This is a genomic window from Streptomyces sp. NPDC093085, from assembly GCF_040683935.1.
Lineage (GTDB): Bacteria > Actinomycetota > Actinomycetes > Streptomycetales > Streptomycetaceae > Streptomyces.
Genome location: NZ_JBFBFB010000001.1, coordinates 267,272 through 291,167 on the forward strand (window position 1 = coordinate 267,272; position 23,896 = coordinate 291,167).

A 23,896-nucleotide genomic window follows, 5' to 3' on the forward strand; every position below is an offset into this window, starting at 1 on the left:
ACGGGAGACGACATGAAGATCTATCAGCCGATGCTCTTCGTCGGTCTGGGAGGTACCGGCGCCAAGATCGGCACCGAGCTGGAGCGGGGGCTCCGCCGCGAGCTGTGCGGCCCCGACGGCTCCAAACTGGTGGCCGACGGCCGGCGGGCCCCCTTCCAACTGCCCGACTGCCTCCAGTTCGTGTACGCGGACTTCAGCGAGTCCGAGCTGGACCGGCTGCCCCACCTCAGCGCCAAGGGCTCCGAGTCCGCGGCGTACGCCAGGACCGCGCGGGTCGTCCACGACCTGCTGCCCGGCAACTACGACAACTCGCCCGAGGTGACCCGGATGCTCCGGGTCGCCCTCCACGAGGAGACCCACGGCTGGCTGCCGCCCAAGGACCGGGAGCCCCGGGTGGCCCCCCTGCACAGCGGCGCGGGCCAGCTCCCCACCGTCGGCCGCGCCGCGCTCTTCGCCACCCTGCGCGGCGGCCTCGAACCCGTCCTGCGCCAACTGCGCGCCGCCATCGGCACGATCGCCGGAGCCGCCGGTGACCTCCGCGAGATGGGCGGCCGGCAGATCCGCGGCTGCGACGTCTTCGTCGCGTTCTCCGTGGCGGGCGGCACCGGCGCCGGGATCTTCTACGACTTCCTCCACCTCATCGGCCACGAGTTCCACCGCTCCAAGGTGCCCGGCGTCAAGATCTACCCGCTGGTCGTCATGCCGTCGGCGTTCCCCCCGGAGGCCGGCGGCGGCCGGGAGGCGGAGCTGAACTCGGCCCGCGCGCTGGTGGACCTCTCCCGGCTGGTCGACGACCAGAACGTGCCGGACGCGCGCTCCGAACTCGGCGATGTCGGCCGGCGCGGCTCCCTCGGCGTCCACTACCCGGTGGACGGCCATGTCGAGCTGCGCCCCGCCACCGTCCAGACCGCGTTCCTCTTCAGCCGCCCCTCCGGCATCCGCCCCGAGGACCTGCGCCGCTCCATCACCGCCATGGTCCTCTCGCTGATCGGCACCGAACTGGGCGACGAGACCCCGCAGGGCCGGTCGGACAGCGACTACCAGTCGTTCGCCGCCGGGTTCGTCAACAAGAGCGTCGAGCGCTCCACCCAGGCCCGCTCCGGGATCGGCTACCGGTCGATGTCCACCAGCCTCGCCGCCTCCCTCACCGTCCCGGTGGACGACCTCGCGGAGATCGTCGCCGGCCGGCTGCTCGCCCATGCCGTACGGGATCTGGCCGAGGAGGCCCGGCGCCCCGACGAGAACGGCACCGAGCAGGTCAGGGACCTCTTCGAGCGGGCGGGCATCGAACGGCTCTGGACCCGGGACGCGCCCGGCGTCCCGCTCCCCGACCCGCTGCCCAAGGGCAGCAAGGCGATCGGCAACGCGCTCCGGGACCGGGTCGGCGACATGGAGGACGGCCTCACCCGCCTCGACCGCGAGCTGGGCCGGGAGATCCCCCGGATCGTGGCGGACTTCAACCCGGGCCGGGGCGTCCGCGAACTCCTCGCCCTGCTGGGCCCGTTCCGGCTCGAACGGGTCCTCACCGGGCTGCCGGGACACCCGCAGCGCACTGCCGAGGCCGGCTTCACCGGCATGCTCGACAACCGGAAGAACGACCCGGAGCGCCCCGAGGGCGTCGACTCCTCCGCACCCCCGATCCCCCGGATCAAGGGCTCGATGGGCGGCGTCGTCCCGGCCCGCTGGGGCGACCCCGACGTACAGGACGCGCTGGACGACCAGGACGCCTGGTACCGCTGGCGGGCCAACCGGCAGTGGCACCGGTACTGGAAGGAGCACGAGACCCGCTGGCGCACCCCGCTGCTGCGGGCCACCAAGGAGGTCGCGGAACTGCTCAGGGCGCTCCGCGCCCACGAGGCGGAGGAGCGCAAGGCGTTCGCGGAGCGCCGCAAGGAGCTGTACCGCGACGACCGCACCGGCGTCTCCTATCTGCTGCCCCCGCAGAACAGCCTCCGGGCCTTCTACGACGACGTCTTCGACCGGCTGGCCCGGCACGAGAACCTGCCGGAGAACGCGGACGCGGGGTGGCTGCTGACCCGGCTGGTCCAGCCGGAGGACTGGCAGCGCTCCCTGGACGCGGTACGCCGCTCACCCGGCGCCGCCGTCAAGGAGATCAAGCAGGTCGTGGAGCGGCGCGTGAAGGCGCTCTTCGGTGAGGCGAGCGTGCTGGACGACCGCCCCCTGCTGCCCTCGCTCGGCGTCCTGCTCCGCGCGGCGGCGGGCGACGAGGAGGCGGAGGCCACGGTCGACGGCCGCTGGCTGGAGCAGTTCCGCTCCCAGCTCGCCGGGCTGCTCCCGGTCGGCTTCACCCCGGACGGCAGCGGACCGCTGAAGATCCTCATCGTGCACCCGCAGAGCGAGGCCGACGGGCGCGCCGCCCGCTATCTCCAGGAGGCGCTGAACCTGCCCAGGGACCCGGGCGCCACCACCGAGTTCCGGGCCGTGGAGGCGGAGTCCATCACGGTCGTGCTCTTCCGCAGCGGGATGAGCCTCACCGATGTCTCCGAGGTCCGGCACTCCCTGAGACAGTGGGCGGAGGCCCGCGACGCCTCCGGCGGCGGCGACTTCCTCCCCTGGCGGCAGCGGCTCGGTCACGGCGACGACTGGCTGGCCAGCACCGAGGACGACCGCAGGCGCATCCTCCACCGGCTGCTCTGCGCGCTCTGGAACGACCAGGTCGACATCGTCGGGGACCCCGCCTCGCCCCGGGCCATCCGGATCCGGCTCCAGGAGGGCGACGCCGCCACGATGAGGCTGCGGCTCGACTCGTACGACGGGAACCTGTCGAGCTGGGCCGGGCTGCTCCGCGCCTACGAGCAGTGGGCGCTGCTCGACGAGGGGCAGATCATCGAGGACTTCTGCGACCGGCTGATGCGCGCCCAGCCCGCCCGCCTCACGACGACACCCGCCCCGCCGTCCCGGCTCTTCCGCCACCTCGTACATGAAGTGGCGCCCCGGCAGAGGGAGTTGCTGGACGAGCTGTCCGGGCGGTTCGAGGCGGAGGACGAGGAGTGGCTCGTACCGCTGCGGGACTTCTGGGAGCACACCTTCAACGGCGCGCTGGACCTGCGCTTCCCCGGCACCCAGAAGCCCACCCGGCCGACCCTGCGCCTCCTTGACCAGCGGTACGGCGGGACCCCGGCCAACGGCGCCAACGGCCACCGCCGCCCGGAGGGAGCGCGGATCGTCCGGCCCCGTGAGGAGGACCTCTACGAGGAGCCCCGGTATGAGCCCCGATATGAGGCGCACCGCGAGGAGGACCTCTACGAGGAGCCCCGGTATGAGCCCCGATATGAGGCGCGCCGTGAGGAGGACCTCTACGAGGAGTCCCGCTATGAGCGTCCCCGGTATGAGGAGCGGCGGTATGAGGAAGCCTCGTACGAGGAGGTGAGCCGGCGCCCGCGGGCGAGGCCCAAGCCCGACGACCCCGATGACTGGGACGACGGGCCGGTCGGCGACGGAGAGAGGGACGGAGACAGGGACGACGGGCGCGCGCGGGAGTTCCGCCGTGACGAGGGACGGGAGGGGACCGGGCTGTGATCACGGACCGAGGAGTCCGGGGCGGGGTGGTCGGCCTCGACCTGCGCCACCGGGGCGACCCGGCGGACGCGCCCGACGCCCTCCACGGCGAGGTCGGCGACGCCCTGGCGCGGACGGGGCGTTCGGAGGTACGGCGCTTCCTCGTCCTCGACGACGCCACCGAACTCGTCGCCCACCAGCTCCTCTACGAACGGCTCTACGCGTACGGCCCCGCGCAGGTGCTCTGCCTCGCCCAGGGCGGCGGTGAGGAGCGCGCCCTGCGCCGCCCTTACGCGCTGACCCCGCCGACCGCCGGGGTGCTGTGGATCCCCGATCCCTTCGCCGGGGCGGGCGGCCGGGACGGCGGCCCCGTACCGCACCCCGAGGAGACCGACGACGCGCTGCGCCCGCTGGTCGAACTCCTCGCCGATGTCGCCCTCTTCGACACCGTCCTCGGGGAAGTGGGCGGCCTTCCGCACAGCGTCGCGGTCCCCGCCGTCCAGGTGCTGGAGCACGACCTGACGGAGGAGGCCAGGACCCGCGCCTGGCGGCAGGCGCTGGAGAACCTGGCGGGCCAGGACATCCCGCCGCCCGCCCTGGTCGGCGAGCGGCTCCCCGGGCAGCGTTCCGGCGGCTACGGAAGCCGGACCGGCGCTGGCTCCGGCGCCCCGGACTCCGGCGCCGCGGATTCCGTGCCTGCCGCGCTCGCCCGCTTCCTCGGCGACGCCCCGGTCGGGCCCGTCGCCGAAGGGTCCTGTCTGGCGCCGGGCGGCCCGGCGGAGGCGGCGAGGCTCGCCTGCGACCGGGCGCTCCGGGACGCCGAGGACGGCTATGAGCAGGTACGGCGCCCCGCCGCCCTCGTCGCCCCGCGCCCCCGGGTCACCGACCTGCCCGAGCGTCTGGAGACCGTCGGCGAGACGCTCGGCCGGTACCGCGACACCGTCGCGGGCGCCCTCAGCGACGGCGGCGGCGACCGGCTCCGCCCCGAGCAGCGCACCCGGCTCCTCAAACGGGGCATCCGGCTCCCCGAACTCCCCGAGGCGCCGCGCGCCGATGTCGGCCCCGGGCTGCGGACCTATACCGAGCGGCTGCTGGCGCACGGGCTGCCGCTGCGTTCGGTCGCCGCCCGGCTCGGCGCGCTCTCCGACCTCTCCGCCCCGGCGGGCAGCGCGGCGCGGCTGGCCCGACTCGACGAGATCTGCTCGGGCCGCCGGGTGATCGAGACGGCCGTGCCCCCGCCGTTCGTGGTGCGCGGGTCGCTCATCGCCCATACCGCGCCCGTCGCCCTGCTCGCCTGTGCCGCCGGGCTCTGGCCGCTGTTCGGCTGGGTGCTGGGCCCCCTCGTGGGGTTCGCGGCGGCGGTGCTGACGCTGCTGATGATGCGGCGCAGGCCCAGCCGTACCCACGACGGCAGGCTCGACGGGGGCGGCTCCACCCGCTCCGGCAGCCGGCTGGTCGCCGGGCTCGCCGGCGGCCTCTGCGGTGCGCTCGCCGGGCAGTGGCTCGCCCCGCCGCTCTGGGCCGGGGCGGCCGGTCTGGTCGTGGGGGTGGCCGGGCTCGGGGTACTGGTGACCCGGGAGTGGACGGTCTCCGTCGACCAGTGGTGGCGCGAGACCGGGAGCGCGTCGGCGGCGCGGGCGCTCGCCGGTATCGACGCGCTGCTCGCCGAGACCGTGGTCCACGACTGGCTCTTCGCGGAGGCCCGGTACCACTGCTCGGACGGGGCGCGCGCGGTCGCGCTGATGGTGCGCGACCTCGCCGAGACGGTCGAGGAACACCTCGCCTCCGCCCAGGGACGCGGGGCGCGCCGTGCGGCGGGGGCGCACCGTACGGCACACGCGGCGGAGCGGGAGCCGGGTCACCGGCCGGGCACCGCGGCGAGCGGCACCTTCGAGCGGGCGGACCCCGGCGAGTCCCCGGCCGACTCCTGGAGCTGGGACAGTTGGGGCGAGAGCACGGCGCCCGCCGCCGCGGACCTCGCGTCCGGGAGCGCCTTCACCGGCCGGGCCACCGCCGAGGACGGCCGGACGGACGCCTGGACGGACCCATGGACGGGGCGCCGCCCGGACATCGGGGCGGGCGCCGGGACGGGCCACCGGGACCCGCGCGGGACCGGTACCGAATCGGAGCTTCCGCTGGAGTACCTGCCCGCCGGGGACCCCTGGTCCGGCCCCCCGGCCGATCCGCCCTGGCTCGACCGGGAGTGGGGTGACGGCGGCCCCGCCCTGCTGGACACCCTCCTCACCGACCTCGGCCACGGGGTCCGGGCTCTCCTGGCCGGGCGGTGGGCCGCCGTCGAGCGCGACCCCGTGGCGGCGGGCCGGGTCTCGCTGCGGGGCCCGCTGGGCGATGTACTCGACGAGGAGTACACCGTCCTGCTCCGGGACGGTGCCACCTCGGCCCCGCACTTCGCCCAGGACCCGGAGACGCGCCCCGGGGCGGCCGAGTTGCTCGGGGTCGCCGCCGACCGGGCGGCGCGGCTGGTGGCCGCCGCCGACGGCACGGACGACACGGTGGCGCTCTGCGCCGCCGAGGACCGCCGGCTGCTCTCCAAGGACCGGACCGCGATCCGCCGGATCGGCTTCGCGCCCGAGGCGCTGCGCCGCTCCACCGACCAGGAAGCCGGCCAGGACAGCGGAGCCGGCCCGGGGACGGGCGGCGAGGAGATCGTCTGGACACCGGGGGGCCGGCACGCGGGCGTCCTCCGGCTCATCCCGCTCCGCGCGGAGATCGTCAGGACCGTACGGGCCGAACAGGGGGAAGCGCCATGACCACCGACCACGATGCCACCCGGCGGAACACCCCCGGACCGGCCGCGCACGGACCCGCCGCACACGGACCGACGGCCGACGGACCGGCCGCCAACGGCTCCGGCGGCGGCAGGCGGCGCCCCGGCGACGGTGCCGGACACCCCCTCGGAGACCCGGTGGAACTGGCCTTCTTCGACCACGCCGGGGCCGCCGTCCAGCTCCCCGCCCTCCTCGGCGCCGACCTCACCGCCTCCGAGGCACCCCCGCTCCTCGCCCGTCATGTCACCCTCGGCGAGGGGTGGCGCGTCCTCCAGTACCGGCTGCCGCCCGCAGCACAGGGCGACCCGGCCGCGTACGGGGCACTGGAGCGCCAGGTGAGCGCCGGGGTCGCGCTGGAGCGGCGGTACGGCTCCCTCGGGTACGGCGAGGTCTTCACCCGGATGGCCGGCTTCGACCTGGAGGCCCCGGAGCCCTTCGTCCTCTACCACGTCCCCGACGGAGAGCCGGTCGCCCACCGCCGCACCACGCTCACGGTCGAGGAACAGACCCGGGTGATCAGCCAACTCGTCCTGGCCGTGCGGCTGCTGGACGAGGTGGGACTGGTCCACCGGGCCATCACCCCGTACACCGTCCGCTGGGACGGCACCCACGTACGCCTCGCGGAACCGTACGGCGCGCTCCGCGCCGACGAACCCAGGGAGGGGTACGGCGAGAGCCCCTGGGCCTCGCCCGAGCAGCGCGCGGGGACCGGCAGGGCCGACCCCAGGGACGACCTGTGGTCGGTCGCCCAGCTCGTCTACTTCCTGCTCTCCGGGCGCCCGGGCCCCGGCTCCGAACCCCCCGCCGACCTCGGGGAGTTCCGCAGGATCGCCGCGCTCCACGAGGGCGGCGCCTTCGCCCCGCGCGCCGACCAGCGCCCCGCCCCCGGCGAACTGATGCGGCTCCTCAATGTCGCCGACCCGCTCGCCCACACGCCCACCCTGGCCGATGTACTGAGCCGGGCCCGCGCCCGGTTCGACGACCGGAGCGCCGAGAAGCGCCAGGAGACCGGGTGGGACGAGCCCCTGGCGGGCCCCGATGAGCACGAGGAGTACGTGGAGTCGCCGCCCCGGCGCCGCTGGCGCGACCGGCTCACCCGTACCGCCCCCGCCGCCCCGCCCAGGACCACCGAGCCGCCGCCCCGCCCCGCCCAGCCGCTGCGCCGCCCCACCCTCTGCCCGCACTGCCTGCTCCAGGTCTCCTTCGACCCGGGCCGGCTCGTCACCCTCGACTCCAAGAAGGTGGCCAACCCGCTGGACCTCAGCACGGAGCGGCGCCCCCTGCACTACCAGGACGCGCTGCGCCACGCGTACCAGGTCTGCCCGTACGCCCCCTCGGACGCGCCGCACTATCTGCCCGTCCCCTACCTCACCAGCGGCGAGCCGCTGACCGTCGCCCTGGTGGGCAGTTCGGCCGCGGGCAAGACCCATCTGCTCGCCGCGATGCTCGGCGAGATCGAACAGGGCGGGCTCGAACCGTACGGACTGAAGTGCCGGCCCCTCAACCCGGACACCCACCGGGAGTTCCTGCGCGAACGGGTCCAGCGGCTGCACCGGGGCAAGGTGCTCGAATCGACCGGGCACGCCTCCTTCGCGCACTTCACCGACGGCCTCCTGGTCACCGGCGCGGCCGGCACCCGGCCCGTCGTCTTCTTCGACCTCGCGGGCGAGGACCTGGCCCGCGACGACGAGGTGACCAGCTTTCTGATGGGCGTCGGCGCCTTCATCTTCGTCCTCGACCCGCTCCGTGCCCTGCGCCTCGCCTCCCTCGACCCGGTCCGCGCGCGGACCAGGCTCCAGCAGCGCGATCTCGGCGACGAGGCGTTCACCAGTGTCCTCAACCGGATACCGCGCGGCCCCGGCGCCCATATCGAGGCGCCCGCCGCCATCGCCCTCAACAAGAGCGACCTCATCCGCTTCGACCCGTCGGCCGACCGGTGGCTGAGCCGCGCCCTCCCCGCCGAACTGGACGCGCGGACCCTGCGCGACGAGAGCCGGGACGCCTACGCGTTCATCGCCCACCACTCCAGCCCCGCCTGGCTCAGGCCCTTCGACGACTGCGCCCGCTGCACCCTCCACTTCGTGGCGGCGACCGGGGCGCAGGAGCGCGGGGACAGCTATCCCCACGGCGTCAGACCGCGCAGGGTCCTGGCGCCGCTGTTGTCGATCTTCGCCATGTGCGGGCTCCTCCAGGGAGCGGACTTGAGAGAGGTGGGGACCTGATGACCCTGAACACCCGTCAGGAGGAGCCGATCGACCAGATCGTCTTCCGCTGGGACACCGAGAACAGCCTCGGCACCACCGGGTTCGGCCCGGTGGCCTGGTCCTGCGACCGGGACACCGCCGAGGCGCTCTTCACCGCCTCGGCGCCGCTGCTGCGCACCACGGCCGCCGAGACGGTGCCGGCCCTGCTCAAGCTGAAGTACCGGGACCGGGCGCTGCTCGTGCACCGGGCCCCGGTGGCCGCCGCCGACGGCCGCTCGGGCACCGTCTGCCATGCCCTGGTCGGCCCGGTCTCCACCCTCGACCCCGAGACCTGTCTCGGGCTCCACACCTGGGCGTGGCAGGGCGGCCGGCCACCGCTGGGCGAGGTGAGCGGCGTACTGGAACCGGTGCGTCCGGCCGCGTTGCTGGCCGGGGCGGAGGAGGGCCGGCGGGCGCTGCTCGCCGGGCTGCCGGAGCTGGCGGAGCCGCTGACCGCGCTGGCCGCCGAGCTGATCCGGAACCCGGGCCAGAAGTTCACGGTGCTCGACGGGTACGGCGGCGACGCCCCCTGCCGGCTGCTCTGGGGGCTGTGCTCCATCTTCAGCGGTCTCTTTCCGGAGGGCGACTGGACCTTCGCCACCCACGACACGATCGAGACCCCGGCGACCCGCTTCGTCTTCGTCCGGCGCTGGCCGGGCCCCGCCCCGCGCTCCACCGACCGGCTCCGCACCGACCCGGCGGAGCGGACCGACGACCGGGCCCGGCAGGTGGCGGCCGGCCTGGTCGAGCACTATCTGCGGCGGATCGCCCGGCGCGAGGGCCGGGAGTACGAGGTGGCCGGGGCGCTGGCCCGGGTCGCGGCCACCCGCAGGCCCGGCGCGCGCGGCCCGTTCCTGGACACGGCGGAGGAGGCGCTCGCCTGGCTGACCGTACGCCGCCCACGGGGCGGGGAGCGCGCGCCGGAGGCCCGCTCGCCGGAGGTGCGGGAGGCAACGGGGCGGGGGGCGTACGAGGAGCGCCCGCCGTCCCCGCGCCGGGTGCCGTACGACCGCGACCACCCGTACGAGCCGCCGGAGCCGCCGGTACCGCCGGACGCGGATGTCCCGTACGACCTGAACCGGGACCCGCACGGCGCCGACGACCCCTACGCCCAGCGCCGCGAGGAGCGGAACGGCGACCGGCCCGACCGGTACGGGGACCGGCGGGGCGAGCGGTACGGGGCGCCTCCGCCCGGTGACCCGTACCCGCCGGGCCCCTCCCGTACGGCCCCCGCCCCCGCTCCCGCCGCGCCGCCCGCGCCCGTACGGCAGCCGTCGCCCACCCCCCGGAAGCAGGGGCGCCAGATGTACCGGCGGGTGCCCCCGCAGTGGCCGGCCGCGCCGGAGTCCTCCGGGATCCTGCCGATCCGGCGGAAGATCACGGTGGAGTCCGACCATCTGCTCTCCGTGCTCCACGCCTTCCGGGGCCCGGACGCCCCGGCCCGCGAGGTCCGGGAGGCCCTGCGCGGGAGCGGCAGCAAGGCCCTCCTGCGGGCGGTGGAGGAGGAGGGGCTGGGGTACGCGGCGGTCACCGCGCTGCTGGAGGAGATCGCCACCCGGTACGCCAACTGGCCCCGCAGCAGAAGCCAGGAGCTCTGCGAGGCCCTGCTCAGGCGGGAGCTGTTCCTCGGGGAGCGGCCCTGGCCGGAGACGATCGGCACGCCGAACCGCGAGACCCGCGCCGCCAACGCCGCCGCGCTCTACGGCTGGGCGGTCGGCCCGATGGTGCGGCTCGCCCCGGTCCGGGCGCGCCTGCTCGAACTGCTGCCGAGGCTGAGCTGCGACGCGGCCGGCGCGGGGCGGGCGGCGGTCGAACAGATCCTGGAGAACGAGAAGGCACCGGGGCTGGGCAAGGAGATCTGGCTGGCGATCCTCCGGGCCGGCTGGCGCCAGGGCGGCCAAGGCGGCCAGAGCGCGCAGAGCGGCCTGAGCGCGCGGGACGGCCTGAGCGCGCAGGGCGCGCGGGGCGCCCGGAACGGGCAGGGGGAGGTCCGGTCGTCGGCGGCGGCGCAGGCCCCGTTCCCGCCGCCGGACGCCCCCGCGCCGACCGCCGCCCCGGGCCGCGAGGGCCCCATACACCAGACGCCCGTACACCAGACGCCCGTACCCCGGAACCCAGGCCGGGAGCCCGTGCCCCCGCCTCCTTTACCGGCCCCGGAACCCCCACCGGCCGCATGGCCCCCGCCGCCGTCGCAAGCCCCCCAGCCGCCATCCGTCCCGCAGACCGCGCAGCCCCCGAACCCACCTCAGCCCCCGAGCCCACCTCAGTCCTCGAACCCACCTCAGCCCCCGGAGGCCCCCATGGCGCCATCGCCCCCGCCATTGCTCCCGCCATCGGCTCCACCACCATCGGCCCCGCCACCCCGCTCCCGCCTCACCGGTTTCCTCGGACCGAACACGGAGAGAACGCCGGACGGCAGGAACTTCGTCTTTCTCCTTCTTCTGGCATTTATCACGATCATGGTGTTTCTGCTGATAGCGCTGTTCAGCTGACCAGGTCAGGATGGGGGCATGGGATTCCATGTCGACTCCGAGACCGGGCGGCTGCGCCGCGTCATCCTGCACCGCCCCGGTCTGGAGCTGAAGCGCCTCACCCCGGCCAACAAGGACGCGCTGCTCTTCGACGACGTGCTCTGGGTGCGCCGTGCCCAGGAGGAGCACGACGCGTTCGCCGCGGTGCTCCGTGAGCGCGGCGTCCAGGTCCATCTCTTCGAGGACCTGCTGCGCGACTGCCTCGGCCTGCCGGGCGCACGGGCCCTGGTCCTCGACCGGGTCTTCGACGAGAAGGCGTACGGCCCCCTCGCCACCGGCCATCTCCGCGAGATCTTCGACGGGCTGCCGACGGCCGAGCTGGTGGAGGCGCTGGTCGGCGGGGTGACGAAGCGGGAGTTCCTGGAGCGGCACGAGGAGCCGACCTCGGTCCGGTTCCATGTGATGGGGCTGGACGACTTCCTCCTCGACCCGCTGCCCAACCATCTCTTCACCCGCGACACCTCCGCCTGGATCTACGACGGTGTCTCCATCAACGCCATGCGCTGGCCGGCCCGGCAGCGTGAGACCGTGCACTTCGAGGCGGTCTACCGGCACCACCCGCTCTTCGCCGCGTCCTCCGCGGGCCCCTTCCATCACTGGTCGGAGGGGCAGGACGACTATCCGTCGACCATCGAGGGCGGCGATGTACTGGTGATCGGGGAGGGCGCCGTCCTGATCGGGATGAGTGAACGCACCACCCCGCAGGCGGTCGAGATGCTGGCGAGGGGGCTCTTCGCGGCCGGTTCCGCGACCACGATCGTGGCGCTGGACATGCCCAAGCGGCGGGCGTTCATGCACCTCGACACGGTGATGACGATGGTCGACGGCGAGACGTTCACCCAGTACGCGGGGCTCGGCATGCTCCGCTCGTACACCATCGAACCGGGCGGCGACGGTACGGAGCTGAAGGTCACCGACCATCCGCCGGAGCATATGCACCGGGCGATCGCGGCGGCGCTGGGGCTCTCGGAGATCCGGGTGCTGACCGCGACCCAGGATGTCCACTCGGCCGCCCGCGAGCAGTGGGACGACGGCTGCAACGTACTCGCCGTCGAGCCCGGTGTGGTCGTGGCGTACGAGCGCAATGTCACCACCAACACGCATCTGCGCAGGCAGGGCGTCCAGGTGATCGAGATCCCGGGGAGCGAGCTGGGCCGGGGCCGGGGCGGTCCGCGCTGTATGAGCTGCCCGGTCGAGCGGGACGCGGTGCTGTAGGGCGTCGCGGGGTGCGGTGGGCCGGCCCGGTCCGGTCCGGTCCGGCCCGGTCCACCGGCGGGGCGTCCCGGGTGCCTGAATAGCAATGCGTATCGTCGTATATAGTTTCAGTCTTCCCGCGGCCCATCCGTCGTGCCGCCCTCATGATTCGCGCCCCCAGGAGCAGCCACCATGGCGATACACCTCGAAGGACGCCACTTCCTCAAGGAGCTGGACTTCACGGCCGAGGAGTTCCGCGGCCTGATCGATCTGGCCGCGGAGCTGAAGGCCGCGAAGAAGGCGGGCACCGAGGTGCGGCGGCTCACCGGCCGCAACATCGCGCTGATCTTCGAGAAGTCCTCGACCCGTACCCGCTGCTCCTTCGAGGTGGCGGCGGCCGACCAGGGCGCGTTCACCACGTACCTCGACCCCTCCGGTTCGCACATCGGCTCGAAGGAGTCGGCGAAGGACACCGCGCGGGTGCTCGGCCGGATGTTCGACGCCATCGAGTTCCGGGGCGCCGAGCAGGCCCTGGCCGAGGAGCTGGCCGCCCATGCGGGCGTCCCCGTCTACAACGGGCTGACGGACGAGTGGCACCCCACGCAGATGCTCGCCGACGTGCTCACGATGACCGAGCACTGCGCCAAGCCGCTGCCGGAGATGGCCTTCGCCTATCTGGGTGACGCCCGGTTCAACATGGGCAACTCCTACCTTGTCACCGGCGCCCTGCTCGGCATGGACGTCCGGATCGTCGCCCCGCGCGCCTACTGGCCCGCCGACGAGGTCCTGAATCTGGCCCGCGAGGCGGCGGAGAAGAGCGGCGCGCGGCTGACCCTCACCGAGAACGTCGAGGAGGGCGTCTCCGGCGCCGACTTCGTGGTCACCGATGTCTGGGTCTCCATGGGCGAGGCCAAGGAGGTCTGGGACGAGCGGATCGCGGCGCTCGGCCCGTACGCCGTGACCATGGACGTGCTGCGCGCGACCGGCAACCCGGACGTCAAGTTCCTGCACTGCCTGCCCGCCTTCCACGACCTGGGCACCAGCGTCGGCCGGGAGATCCACGCACGCCACGGGCTGAGCGAGCTGGAGGTCACCGACGAGGTCTTCGAGTCGCCGCACTCGGTCGTCTTCGACGAGGCGGAGAACCGGATGCACACGATCAAGGCCGTCCTGGTCGCGACGCTCGCGAAGGACGGGGACCGGGGCCAGTAGGCCCCGGGCCGGGGCGGGCCGGGCCAGCGGCGGGCCGAGCCGGGCCGGGGCGGCCGGTTGGCCGGAGCGGCCTGCGGGTGGCCTGCGGTCGGTCGGTCGGGCAGGGAAAACCGCTGGTCAGACGGGTGGCAGGGTGAACCAGACCGCCTTGCCCTGCTCCGTCGTGCGGTGGCCGCAGGCCGAGCTGAGCGTACTGATCAGCAGCAGGCCCCGGCCGTCCTCCTGCCAGGGGTCCGGCATGTCCCCGGGATGGGTCAGATCGCCGGGCGGCGCCGGGTCGCCGTCGTGCACCTCGACCTGGCAGCCGCTCGGCCGCACCTCCACCACCAGCTCGATCGGCGCGCTCCCGTCGGTGTGCTGGATGGCGTTGGCGACCAGCTCCGCCGTGAGCAGCTCCGCCGTCTCGCTGTGCGTCGGCTCCTCCAGATGGGCCAGCGCCGAGCGGACCAGGGCGCGCGCCATCGGCACCGCTTCCGCGGTGTGCGGCAGTGTGACGCGCCAGGGGGAGACGGCGTCGGCGGCTTCTGGCATGGCGGGCGGGGTCCGTTCGGGGCACGGTCGCGGCCGTGGAGGGGGCGGGGGACATGGGGAGGGGACGGGGGACATGGGGGGACATCGGGTCATGTGCTGTCGCGCTCAACCATATGGAGCGTGAGCAGGCTGACAAGGGGCGGCGGCCCGCCGGACTTGAGGACCTATGTCCCCTGTCGGCCGGGACCTTCGGCAGCCTACGGGAGCCATGTCGCGGTCCCGTCACGAGGGTATCGCGCACTCGTGACGGCGGTCACGTGCAAGTGATACGGTTCCGTGGCGAGGCTGTGACACGGGCCGTACATCGGTGGTGGCCGCCACCGCGTGCCCGTGGCGCCCGCCGAGGGAGGCCGCTCCATGAGCCCGTTCTCCGGATCAGCGCCCCGCACCGAGGAGTGGCGCCATCTGCGGTTCAGCCGCCGGAGCGACGGGGTCGCCACCGTCACCCTGGCCCGCCCCGCGAAGCTGAACGCGCTCACCTTCGGTGCCTACGCCGACCTGCGCGACCTCCTCGCCGAGCTGTCCAGGGAGCGTTCCGTACGGGCGCTGGTGCTGGCCGGTGAGGGGCGCGGCTTCTGCTCGGGCGGCGATGTCGACGAGATCATCGGTGCGACGCTCGGCATGGACACCGCCGGGATCCTCGACTTCAACCGGATGACCGGGCAGGTCGTCCGGGCGATCCGGGAGTGCCCCTTCCCGGTGATCGCCGCCGTGCACGGGGTCGCGGCCGGCGCGGGCGCCGTCCTCGCGCTCGCCGCCGACTTCCGGATCGCCGACCCCTCGGCCCGCTTCGTCTTCCTCTTCACCCGGGTCGGGCTCTCCGGCGGCGACATGGGCGCGGCCTATCTGCTGCCCCGTGTCGTCGGCCTCGGCCATGCCACCCGGCTGCTGATGCTGGGCGAGCCCGTCCGGGCGCCGGAGGCCCAACGCATCGGCCTGCTCAGCGAGTTGGCCGAAGAGGGGGAGGCCGACGCGCGCGCCGCCGAACTGGCGGAGCGGCTCGCGGCGGGCCCGGCGCTGGCCTACGCGCAGACCAAGGCGCTGCTCACCGCCGAACTCGATCTGCCGCTCGCCGCCGCCGTCGAACTCGACGCCGCCACGCAGGCGTTGCTGATGCACGGCGCGGACTACGCGGAATTCCACGCCGCGTTCACCGAGCGGCGCGCACCGAAATGGCAGGGACGCTGACGATGGACGGCCCCCTCCCCGGCCCCCCTCCCGGAAACCTCCGCGACCTCCCCGGTCCCCTTCCCCGCACCTCCGCAGGTCCCGCCCGGGTGCGCTCCGTCGCCGTCATCGGGGGCGGACCCGGCGGGCTCTACGCGGCGGCGCTGCTCAAACGGCTCGGCCCGGAGCGGGAGATCACCGTCTGGGAGCGCTCGGCCCCGGATGACACCTTCGGCTTCGGCGTCGTCCTCTCCGACGAGACCCTGGGCGGTATCGAGGACGCCGACCCCGTCGTCCACCGGGCGCTCCAGGCCGAGTTCGTCCGCTGGGACGCCATCGACATCGTGCACCGGGGCCGTACGCTCACCTCGCACGGCCACGGCTTCGCCGCCCTCGGGAGGCGCCGGCTGCTCGCCGTGCTGCACGAACGGTGCGCGGAGCTCGGGGTGCGGCTCCGGTTCCGTACCGAGGCGCCTCCGGCCGCCCGGCTCGCCGCCACCCATGACCTGGTGATCGCCGCCGACGGGGTGCACAGCCGCACCCGTACCGCCCACGCCGAGGTCTTCGCGCCCACCGTCACCACCCACCGCTGCCGCTACATCTGGCTCGCCGCCGACCTCGCCTTCGACGCCTTCCGCTTCGAGACCGCCGAGACCCCGCACGGGGTGATGCAGCTCCACGGCTACCCGTACGGCCCGGACCGCTCCACCGTCGTGCTGGAGATGCGCGAGGAGGTCTGGCGGGCCGCCGGATTCGACGCGCCGGACCCGGGCCCCTCCATCGAGCGGTGCGCCCGGATCTTCGCCGGGGCGCTGGGCGGCCGGCCACTGCGCCGCCATGCCTCCTCCGCCTGGAGCGCGTTCCGCACCGTCACCAACGGCCGCTGGAGCCACGGCCGTACGGTGCTGATCGGCGACGCGGCGCACACCGCCCACTTCTCCATCGGCTCCGGCACCAAGCTCGCCGTCGAGGACGCCCTCGCCCTCGCCGCCGCCGTCGGGGAACACCCCGACCTGCCCACCGCGCTCGCCGCGTACGAGAGCGAGCGCCGCCCGGTCGTCGCCTCCACCCAGCGCGCCGCGGCGGCCAGCCTCGGCTGGTTCGAAGAGCTGGCCCGGTACACCGGACAGCCGCCGCGCCGCTTCGCGTTCGGGCTGCTCACCCGGAGCCGCCGGGTCACCCACGACAATCTGCGGCTCCGCGACCCCGGCTTCACCCGCGCCGTGGAGGAGGAGTTCGGCTGCCCGCCCGGCACCCCGCCGATGTTCACCCCCTTCCGGCTCCGCCGGCTCACCCTGCGCAACCGGATCGTGGTCTCGCCGATGGACCTGTACGCGGCGCGCGACGGGGTGCCCGGAGACTTCCATCTGGTCCATCTCGGCGCCCGCGCGCTCGGCGGCGCGGGGCTGGTGATGACGGAGATGGTGTGCGTCAGCCCGGTGGGCCGGATCACCCCCGGCTGCACCGGGCTCTACACCCGGGAGCAGGGCGAGAGCTGGCGGCGTATCACCGACTTCGTCCACACCTCGGCGCCGGGCACCGCCATCGGGGTGCAGCTCGGCCACGCGGGCCGCAAGGGCTCCACCCGGGCGATGTGGGAGGGCATGGACGAGCCGCTGCCCACCGGCAACTGGCAGGTGTGGGGCCCCTCGCCGCTGCCCTACCGCCCCGGGGTGAGCCAGCTCCCCAAGGAGCTGAGCATCCGCCAACTCGACACCATCCGGGAGCAGTTCGCCTCCGCCGCCCGGCGGGCCCGGCGCAGCGGCTTCGACCTCCTCGAACTGCACTGCGCCCACGGCTACTTGCTCTCCTCCTTCCTCTCCCCGCTGACCAACCACCGCACCGACGGCTACGGCGGCCCGCTCGCCGGACGGCTCCGCTTCCCGCTGGAGGTCTTCGACGCGATCCGGGCCGACTGGCCCGACGAACTCCCCATGACCGTACGGATATCGGCCACCGACTGGGCGCCGGGCGGCACCACCGCCGACGAGGCCGTCGAGATCGCCCGCGCCTTCGCCGCGCACGGCGCCGACGCCATCGACGTCTCCACCGGCCAGGTCGTCTCCGACGAACGCCCCGAGTTCGGCCGCTCCTACCAGACGCCGTACGCCGACCGGATCCGCAACACCCTCGGCGTCCCGGTGATCGCGGTCGGCGCCATCTCCTCCTGGGACGACGTCAACTCCCTGCTCCTGGCGGGCCGTACGGACCTCTGCGCGCTCGCCCGGCCGCATCTGTACGACCCGCAGTGGACCCTGCACGCGGCGGCGGCCCAGGGGTACGAGGGCCCGGCGGCGCCCTGGCCGCCCCCGTACCGCGCGGGGCGCAGGCCCCCGCCGGCCGGCCGTACGGACGCCCCGAAACCCCGGCTCACCCTGGGCTGACCACCGCTCCAGGACCGCCCGGCCGGACGAACGCCAGCCCCGCGTCGCGCAGTTGCGCATGGAGCGCGCCGAAAACGGCGGCGGCCCGCTCGCCCGGCCACCGGTCCGGCAGCAGGTCGGCGGGGAGCCCCGGGTCGGCGTACGGCAGGAGGCGCCAGGAGTCCAGCGCCACCAGATAGTCCCGGTACGCCTCCTCCGGCGCCGCCGCGCCCGCCCCGGGCCCCGCGCTCTCCCAGCGGCGCAGCACCGGCTCGTGCGCGGCCAGGAACTCTTCATGGCGCGCGGCGATCACGGGCAGGTCCCACCAGCGCGCCACCGCCTCCGCCGTCGCCTCGAAGCCGAGGTGTTCCGCGCGGAACAGGTCGACATACGTGTCGAGTTGGAGCCTGCGCAAGGTGTGCAGCGCCTCCTGGTGGAGCCGCCCGGGGGCGATCCAGACCCCGGGCGCCACGGTGCCGAAGCCGAGCCGGCCCAGCCGGGAGCGGAGCAGATGGCGCTTGTGGCGCTCGGCCTCGGGCACGGTGAAGACCGCCAGCACCCAGCCGTCGGCGAGCAGCCGCGCCGGGCGCTGGTAGATCCGGCGGTCCCCGTCCGCCAGCAGCCGGTGACCCTCGTCGGAGAGCAGATATCCGGCCGCTCCCTCCGCCGTGCGCTCCGGGAGCAGCAGCCCGCGCCGCTTGAGCCGGGAGACCGCCGAGCGCACCGAGGGCGCGTCGACACCGACCGCCCCCAGCAGCCGGATCAGCTCGGCGACGGGGAGCGGCGCGCCGTCCGGGGTCCGGCCGTACGCGCCGTAGAGGGTGACGATCAGGGATCGGGGGGTGTGCTGCTCGGCCACGGTGATCACTTTAACGGCCGGAATCGGCCCCCGGGCCCGCTCCCGGCTCCGGGCCCGCGTCCCGCGTCGGCTCCGGCTCCGGGGCTCGGAGCAGATAGCGCTGGAGCTTCCCGGTGGCGGTACGGGGCAGCGCGTCCAGGAAGACGAAGCGGCGCGGGCACTTGTACGGCACCAGCCGCGCCGTCACGAACTCCCGTAAGACCGCGGCCATGTCGTCGCCGCGCGGCGCCCCGTCCCGCACCACGACATACGCGGCGACCAGATGCCCTCGCACCTCGTCCGGGTGGCCGACGACCGCCGCCTCCACCACATCGGGGTGGGCCAGCAGGGCGTCCTCGACCTCGGGGCCCGGAATGTTGTACCCGGCCGAGATGATCATGTCGTCGGCGCGCGCGACATACCGGAAGTAGCCGTCGGGCTCGCGCACATAAGTGTCGCCGGTCAGATTCCAGCCGTCCCTCACGTACTCCGACTGGCGCGGGTCGGCGAGATACCGGCACCCCACCGGGCCGCGTACGGCGAGCAGCCCCGGCTTCCCGTCGGCCACCGGCGCCCCCGCGCCGTCCACCACCCGCGCCTGCCAGCCGGGCACCGGCACCCCGGTCGTCCCCGGCCTGATCGCCTCGTCCGCCGCCGAGATGAAGATGTGCAGCAGCTCCGTCGCCCCGATGCCGTTGATGATCCTCACCCCGGTACGCCGGTGCCAGGCGTGCCAGGTCGCCGCGGGCAGGTTCTCCCCGGCCGACACACACCGCCGCAGGCTGGAGGTGTCGTACGGCGCCGCCCCGGCCCGCTCCCCGACGGGGTCGTCGAGCGCCTCCAGCATCACCCGGTACGCCGTCGGCGCGGTGAACAGGACGGAGACCCGGTGCCGCCCTATCGCCGCCAACAGCGCGCGCGGCTGGGCCTGTTCGAGCAGGAGCGCGGAGGCTCCCGCCCGCATCGGGAAGATCACCAGACCGCCGAGGCCGAAGGTGAAGCCGAGCGGCGGGCTGCCCGCGAAGAGATCGCCGGGATCCGGGCGGAGCACCAGCCGCGAGAAGGTGTCGGCCACCGCCAGCACATCGCGGTGGAAGTGCGCACACCCCTTGGGGCGTCCGGTCGTCCCCGAGGTGAAGGCGATCAGCGCCACATCGTCCGCCGCCGTCGCCACCGCCGCGTACCGCGCCGGCTTGGTGCGCGCCCGCCGCAGCAGATCGTCGGCGGCCTCCCCGCCGTACGCCGTGACCCGTAACCCCGGTATCCCGGCGCCGGTCAGCTCCGCCAACGACCTTACGTCGCACAGCGCGTGGCGGATCCGGGCGATCCGGCACATGGCGGCCAGCTCCGGCGCGCGCTGCTGGGCGAGGACCGTCACCGCCACCCCGCCCGCCTTCAGCACCGCCAGCCAGCACGCCGCCAGCCAGGGCGTGGTGGGCCCGCGCAGCAGCACCCGGTTGCCGGGCACCACGCCCAGCTCCTCGGTGAGCACATGGGCGATCCGGTCGACATGGCCGCGTAACTGCCCGTACGACCAGACCGCGCCGCCCGCCGTACGGAACACCGGGCGCTCCGCACCGTGCCGTTCGGCCGTGCGGTCCAGCAACTCGACCGCGCAGTTGAGACGTTGGGGGAAGCGCTGCCCGTAGGGGAGCGGCAGGAGCCGGGGCCACGCCGTCACCGGCGGCAGATGGTCGCGCGCGAAGGTGTCGGTGTGTGCCGACGGTGTCAGCTCCATGGTCCGCCCCCTGCCGGTGTGTGGGGTCGCCCATCGAGCGTATCGTGAAGTTGACGACAGTCAACGGTCCGTCATAGAAGCGCTGGACGATGGATGCGCTGGGAAGTGGGGGCTCGGATGCCCGTATTCTCGCTCGATCCGGCGGAGACCGCCTGGTGCGCCGAGCTGCGCGCCCTCGCCACGGAACGGCTGCGCCCGCTCGCCGACCGGGGCGGGCCCGGCCGGGTGAACCGTCCGCTCCTCGCCGAACTCGGTCGACTCGGCCTGCTGGAAAGGGTGTTCCACTCCACCGCGCTCGATCTCTGTCTGCTCAGGGAGTCCCTGGCCCAGGGGTGCACCGAGGCCGAGACCGCGCTCGCGCTCCAGGGGCTCGGGGCCCACCCCGTCGCGGTGGCGGGCACGGAGGGGCAGCGCGCGCGGTGGCTGCCGGAGGTGTGCGCGGGACGCGCGGTCGCCGCGTTCGCGCTGAGCGAGCCGGGCGCGGGCTCCGACGCCGCCGCGCTCGCCCTCCGCGCCGAGCCGGACGGCGGAACCGGGGGCTGGCGGCTCACCGGGGAGAAGCGGTGGATCTCCAACGCCCCCGAGGCCGACTTCTACACGGTCTTCGCCCGCACGTCCCCGGCCCCGGACCCGGACCCGGCCCCGTCCCGGATCGCCGCCCCCGGCGGGAGCCCCGCCCCCGCCTCCGCCCCGTCCCGCTCCCGGGGGGTGACGGCCTTTCTCGTCCCCGCCGGCCGGCCGGGCCTGACCGGCGCCCCCATCGAGATGCTCGCCCCGCACCCCGTCGGCGCGCTCACCTTCGACGCCGTGCCCGTCACCCGCGCCGATGTCCTCGGCGAGGTCGGCCGGGGGTTCCGCACGGCCCTGGCCACCCTCACCCTCTTCCGCCCCAGTGTCGGCGCCTTCGCCGTCGGCATGGCCCAGTCCGCGCTGGACGCGACGGTGGCGCACACCGCGACCCGCACCGCGTTCGGCGGCCCCCTCAAGGAGCTCCAGAGCGTCGCCCACCAGGTCGCCGAGATGGCCACCAGGACCGAGGCCGCCCGGCTGCTGGTCTACGCGGCGGCCCGCGCCTACGACACCGGGGCGCCCGGGGTGCCCGCGCGGGCGGCCATGGCGAAGCTGTACGCCACCGAGACCGCCCAGTACGTCGTCGACGCCGCCGTCCAGCTCCATGGCGCCCGCGCCCTCCAGCGCGGCCACCTCCTGGAACACCTCTACCGCGAGGTCCGCGCGCCCCGGATCTACGAGGGCGCCACCGAAGTCCAGCGCACCATCATCGCGAGGGAGTTGTACGGATGAGCCCGGAGCGGGTCAACCCGGCGGGGCTCGCCCCCGCCACCGGCTTCTCGCACGCGGTCGTCGCCACGGGCAGCCGGCTCGTGGTGCTCGCCGGGCAGACCGCGCTGGACCGGGAGGGCCGGATCACCGGCGGGAGCCTGCCCGCGCAGTTCGCCACCGCCCTGGCCAATCTGCTGACCGCGCTCGCGGCGGCCGGCGGCGCCCCCGCCGACCTCGCCCGGGTCACCGTCTACACCACGGATGTCGCCCAATACCGTACCCACGCGGCCGAGTTGGGCCGGATCTGGCGCGCCGGCGCGGGCCGTGACTATCCGGCGATGGCCGTCATCGGCGTCGTACGCCTCTGGGACGAGGCGGCCCTGGTGGAGCTGGACGGCCTCGCTGTGCTGCCCTGAGCCGCCCCCCGGGCGCCGTACGCACCCGGCCCGGGCGCCGTACGCACCCGGCCGGGGCGGCGCCGTACGGAGCGCCGTACGGACCCGGAAACGGCGGCGCCCCGGCCGGGCCCCGTGGGGGAAGGGTCCGGCCGGGGCGCCGCCGCCGCGCGTCAGATCACGGGGCGATTCACCTCGCGACGCACGGCGCGATGCGCATTCCGGCTCAGGTGTCGATCGGCGTGGTCCGGGTGCAGTTGGTGAACGGGACCCAGGGGCGGGTGCCGCCGCTCTGCGGACCGGTCGCGTACGTCGGGTTGCCGGTGATCTTCTGGCTCTTCTCCTCGTGCGTGATGTCGATGCCGAAGAGCTTGAACCCGAGGGTGAACTGGCCGGCGGAGACCCCGAATCCGATCCCCATCGAGGCGTTCCACCAGTCGGTGTTGGCCTTGTAGTCCAGCCGGGTCAGCTTGCCCTTGTCGTGCAGCAGCCGCTCGATCGGGGTCGCGTCGTCGTCCAGCGCCTCGGCCGCCGAGGTGGGGGAGGGGAGGGAGCCGTTGGCCGGGCTGTCGCCGCGCCCGCGCAGCCAGTCCTCCACCGCCGTGCTGTCCTCGTCGTTGTCGAGCACGACCTCGGCCGACTCGGTGTGGATCTCGGACTCGACATTGCCGCCACCGCCGCCGACATCGATGGTCACCGGGCCCGCGTTGGCACCCGCGCCCACGCTGACACCGACACCGTCGCCGCTCTCCTGGCTGGTGGTGATCACCACCTTCTCCGGGTGGTGGTCCTTGCCGTCCTTCTCCTCCTGGTCGTAGGCGGCGGCGTCGTATGTGACGGCGACCTGCTGCATCCGGCTGCCCTTGGCCTGGGCGGCCTGACCGACCGTACCGCTCATGTTGAAGGAGTAGATGAAGGTGACCTTCCCGGCGTCCGGCCCGGTCTTGGTGCGCATCACCACCACCTCGTTGGCCATCGCCCCGGAGATCCCCTCGGTGGAGACGGAGCCGAGGTCCTTGCCGTCGGTCTTCTTGAACCCCTTGCTGAGCCCCACCGCGCCGGAGACCTCGGTGGTCGTCTTGGTGATGTCGACGTCGGGCGCCTTCTCCGGATCGATGTCCGGCTTCTTCTTGTTGGCGTGGTAGCCGCAGATCATCCCCAGCTCGGAGGCGCGCGGCCCGGTGGTCTTGTTGCACTTCTCCGCGGCCTTGAGGAACTCGGCGAACTGCTTGGCGTCCTCCAGGTTGGCCTCCAGGTCCGCCTGGGGGTCGTCGCTCTTGTTGCCGTTGAAGAGCCACTGGCCGCCGCTGCCGCTGCCCTTCATGTAGCTGCCGCTCAGCGAGGCGCTGCCGCCCCAGTCCTTGAGGCCAGGGATGCCCGCCGAGATGGAGGCCGTCACACCGCCCTTGGTCTCCGTGACCCGCTCCAGGGTGACCGTGCCGTCCGACCACTGCTGGATCTTGAGCTGGTCGGAGCCGCTCATCTTGATGAAGAGGATCTGCACCACGTAGGTGTCCTTGGTCTGATCCTCGGCCAGCAGGCACTTGGCGGGCTGGAACGGGTCGTTCTCCGGGACATCGATGTCCCCGTCGTCCCCGTCCCCGTCGTCGCCGTCCCCGTCGTCCGAGACGTCGACCTTGCCGCAGTTCTCCGGCGGGTCCCAGGGATTCATCGCGCGGCACGCCGCGATCTGGAGCCCCTGGTTCTCCGCCCGGGATATCACCGCCACCGATATCCCGCCGATGAGCAGGCAGATCACCCCGAGGAGCGCGAGGTACTCGATCCCCGTCTGCCCCAGCGTGCTCCGGAGATCCCGGGTGCTCCGGAGATTCCGGTCGGGCGGACTGGGGGGATACGGGGTTCTCGGGCGTCCGTCGCGTTCTCCCCGACGTCCGCTGTGCGCAGGGCCCTTGAACACTCCCCGGGAGCGTCGCCTCATCCGTGTCTCCTCACCCGCTGCCGTCACCGTTCCCCCGAAGCGTGAGCAGCCTAAAGATCACCTCGGACCCAACGGGAGGGCCCGGGGACCCAGTTGCGGGCCCAGGTCCGGACCTACCGACTGTTGGCTGGGTCCGGGCGGATCGTGGTGAGGGTG

General features: G+C 74.1%; 14 protein-coding genes. 10 read left to right on the forward strand and 4 right to left on the reverse strand.

The window, feature by feature from the left end; genetic code table 11:
* Positions 1-12 precede the first annotated feature (12 nt).
* The 6 genes from AB0O07_RS01170 (at position 13) to argF (ending at position 13,488) form a co-directional block, all read left to right on the forward strand.
* Positions 13-3,540, forward strand: coding sequence for a tubulin-like doman-containing protein (locus AB0O07_RS01170; protein ID WP_365624905.1), 3,528 nt, complete (start codon positions 13-15; stop codon positions 3,538-3,540).
* Entirely contained in the window at positions 3,537-6,290 is a 2,754-nt protein-coding gene (locus AB0O07_RS01175; protein WP_365624908.1) for a hypothetical protein, read from the forward strand. The genes AB0O07_RS01170 and AB0O07_RS01175 overlap by 4 nt, the downstream gene beginning before the upstream one ends.
* Positions 6,287-8,530 carry a hypothetical protein gene (locus AB0O07_RS01180; protein WP_365624911.1) on the forward strand — a complete coding sequence of 748 codons (2,244 nt, stop codon included), beginning with the start codon at positions 6,287-6,289 and terminating at the stop codon, positions 8,528-8,530. The genes AB0O07_RS01175 and AB0O07_RS01180 overlap by 4 nt, the downstream gene beginning before the upstream one ends.
* On the forward strand, positions 8,530-11,043 hold the full coding sequence (locus AB0O07_RS01185) for a hypothetical protein (protein ID WP_365624914.1): 2,514 nt from the start codon (positions 8,530-8,532) through the stop codon (positions 11,041-11,043). The genes AB0O07_RS01180 and AB0O07_RS01185 overlap by 1 nt, the downstream gene beginning before the upstream one ends.
* Before the next feature lie 18 nt (positions 11,044-11,061).
* A complete protein-coding gene (locus tag AB0O07_RS01190; protein ID WP_365624917.1) occupies positions 11,062-12,297 on the forward strand; it encodes an arginine deiminase in 1,236 nt (411 codons plus the stop codon).
* A 171-nt stretch (positions 12,298-12,468) separates the two neighbouring features.
* Complete coding sequence (gene argF / locus AB0O07_RS01195) at positions 12,469-13,488, forward strand: ornithine carbamoyltransferase (RefSeq protein WP_365624920.1); 1,020 nt, start codon at positions 12,469-12,471, stop codon at positions 13,486-13,488.
* Between the two features lie 117 nt (positions 13,489-13,605).
* Here the strand turns inward: argF and AB0O07_RS01200 are convergent, their stop codons facing one another.
* Positions 13,606-14,019: an ATP-binding protein gene (locus AB0O07_RS01200; RefSeq protein ID WP_365624923.1), complete on the reverse strand. Its 414-nt coding sequence runs from the start codon at positions 14,017-14,019 to the stop codon at positions 13,606-13,608.
* Positions 14,020-14,376: 357 nt separating this feature from the next.
* Between AB0O07_RS01200 and AB0O07_RS01205 the strand changes: the two genes are divergently transcribed.
* Together AB0O07_RS01205 and AB0O07_RS01210 are read left to right on the forward strand one after the other, a co-directional pair.
* The gene (locus tag AB0O07_RS01205) at positions 14,377-15,207 is read left to right on the forward strand and encodes an enoyl-CoA hydratase family protein (RefSeq protein WP_365624926.1); all 831 of its coding nucleotides are present in this window, start codon (positions 14,377-14,379) and stop codon (positions 15,205-15,207) included.
* Complete coding sequence (locus tag AB0O07_RS01210; protein WP_365624929.1) at positions 15,192-17,570, forward strand: bifunctional salicylyl-CoA 5-hydroxylase/oxidoreductase; 2,379 nt, start codon at positions 15,192-15,194, stop codon at positions 17,568-17,570. The genes AB0O07_RS01205 and AB0O07_RS01210 overlap by 16 nt, the downstream gene beginning before the upstream one ends.
* Here AB0O07_RS01210 and AB0O07_RS01215 read toward each other — a convergent pair.
* Positions 17,557-18,408, reverse strand: a complete 852-nt coding sequence (locus tag AB0O07_RS01215) for a PaaX family transcriptional regulator C-terminal domain-containing protein (RefSeq protein ID WP_365624932.1) — start codon at positions 18,406-18,408, stop codon at positions 17,557-17,559. The genes AB0O07_RS01210 and AB0O07_RS01215 overlap by 14 nt on opposite strands.
* Positions 18,409-18,418: 10 nt before the next feature.
* Positions 18,419-20,125, reverse strand: coding sequence for an AMP-binding protein (locus AB0O07_RS01220; protein ID WP_365624935.1), 1,707 nt, complete (start codon positions 20,123-20,125; stop codon positions 18,419-18,421).
* A gap of 117 nt (positions 20,126-20,242) precedes the next feature.
* Between AB0O07_RS01220 and AB0O07_RS01225 the strand changes: the two genes are divergently transcribed.
* The gene (locus AB0O07_RS01225; protein ID WP_365624938.1) at positions 20,243-21,427 is read left to right on the forward strand and encodes an acyl-CoA dehydrogenase family protein; all 1,185 of its coding nucleotides are present in this window, start codon (positions 20,243-20,245) and stop codon (positions 21,425-21,427) included.
* The gene (locus tag AB0O07_RS01230; RefSeq protein ID WP_365624941.1) at positions 21,424-21,822 is read left to right on the forward strand and encodes a RidA family protein; all 399 of its coding nucleotides are present in this window, start codon (positions 21,424-21,426) and stop codon (positions 21,820-21,822) included. The genes AB0O07_RS01225 and AB0O07_RS01230 overlap by 4 nt, the downstream gene beginning before the upstream one ends.
* Before the next feature lie 205 nt (positions 21,823-22,027).
* Here the strand turns inward: AB0O07_RS01230 and AB0O07_RS01235 are convergent, their stop codons facing one another.
* A complete protein-coding gene (locus AB0O07_RS01235) occupies positions 22,028-23,560 on the reverse strand; it encodes a hypothetical protein (protein WP_365624944.1) in 1,533 nt (510 codons plus the stop codon).
* Positions 23,561-23,896: the final 336 nt, after the last annotated feature.

Coding starts and splice junctions, on each gene's coding strand:
- argF (WP_365624920.1), top strand. CDS start 12,469: ATGGCGATACACCTCGAAGGACGCCACTTCCTCAAGGAGCTGGACTTC.
- AB0O07_RS01200 (WP_365624923.1), bottom strand. CDS start 14,019: ATGCCAGAAGCCGCCGACGCCGTCTCCCCCTGGCGCGTCACACTGCCG.
- AB0O07_RS01170 (WP_365624905.1), top strand. CDS start 13: ATGAAGATCTATCAGCCGATGCTCTTCGTCGGTCTGGGAGGTACCGGC.
- AB0O07_RS01190 (WP_365624917.1), top strand. CDS start 11,062: ATGGGATTCCATGTCGACTCCGAGACCGGGCGGCTGCGCCGCGTCATC.
- AB0O07_RS01180 (WP_365624911.1), top strand. CDS start 6,287: ATGACCACCGACCACGATGCCACCCGGCGGAACACCCCCGGACCGGCC.
- AB0O07_RS01210 (WP_365624929.1), top strand. CDS start 15,192: ATGGCAGGGACGCTGACGATGGACGGCCCCCTCCCCGGCCCCCCTCCC.
- AB0O07_RS01205 (WP_365624926.1), top strand. CDS start 14,377: ATGAGCCCGTTCTCCGGATCAGCGCCCCGCACCGAGGAGTGGCGCCAT.
- AB0O07_RS01220 (WP_365624935.1), bottom strand. CDS start 20,125: ATGGAGCTGACACCGTCGGCACACACCGACACCTTCGCGCGCGACCAT.
- AB0O07_RS01185 (WP_365624914.1), top strand. CDS start 8,530: ATGACCCTGAACACCCGTCAGGAGGAGCCGATCGACCAGATCGTCTTC.
- AB0O07_RS01230 (WP_365624941.1), top strand. CDS start 21,424: ATGAGCCCGGAGCGGGTCAACCCGGCGGGGCTCGCCCCCGCCACCGGC.
- AB0O07_RS01225 (WP_365624938.1), top strand. CDS start 20,243: ATGCCCGTATTCTCGCTCGATCCGGCGGAGACCGCCTGGTGCGCCGAG.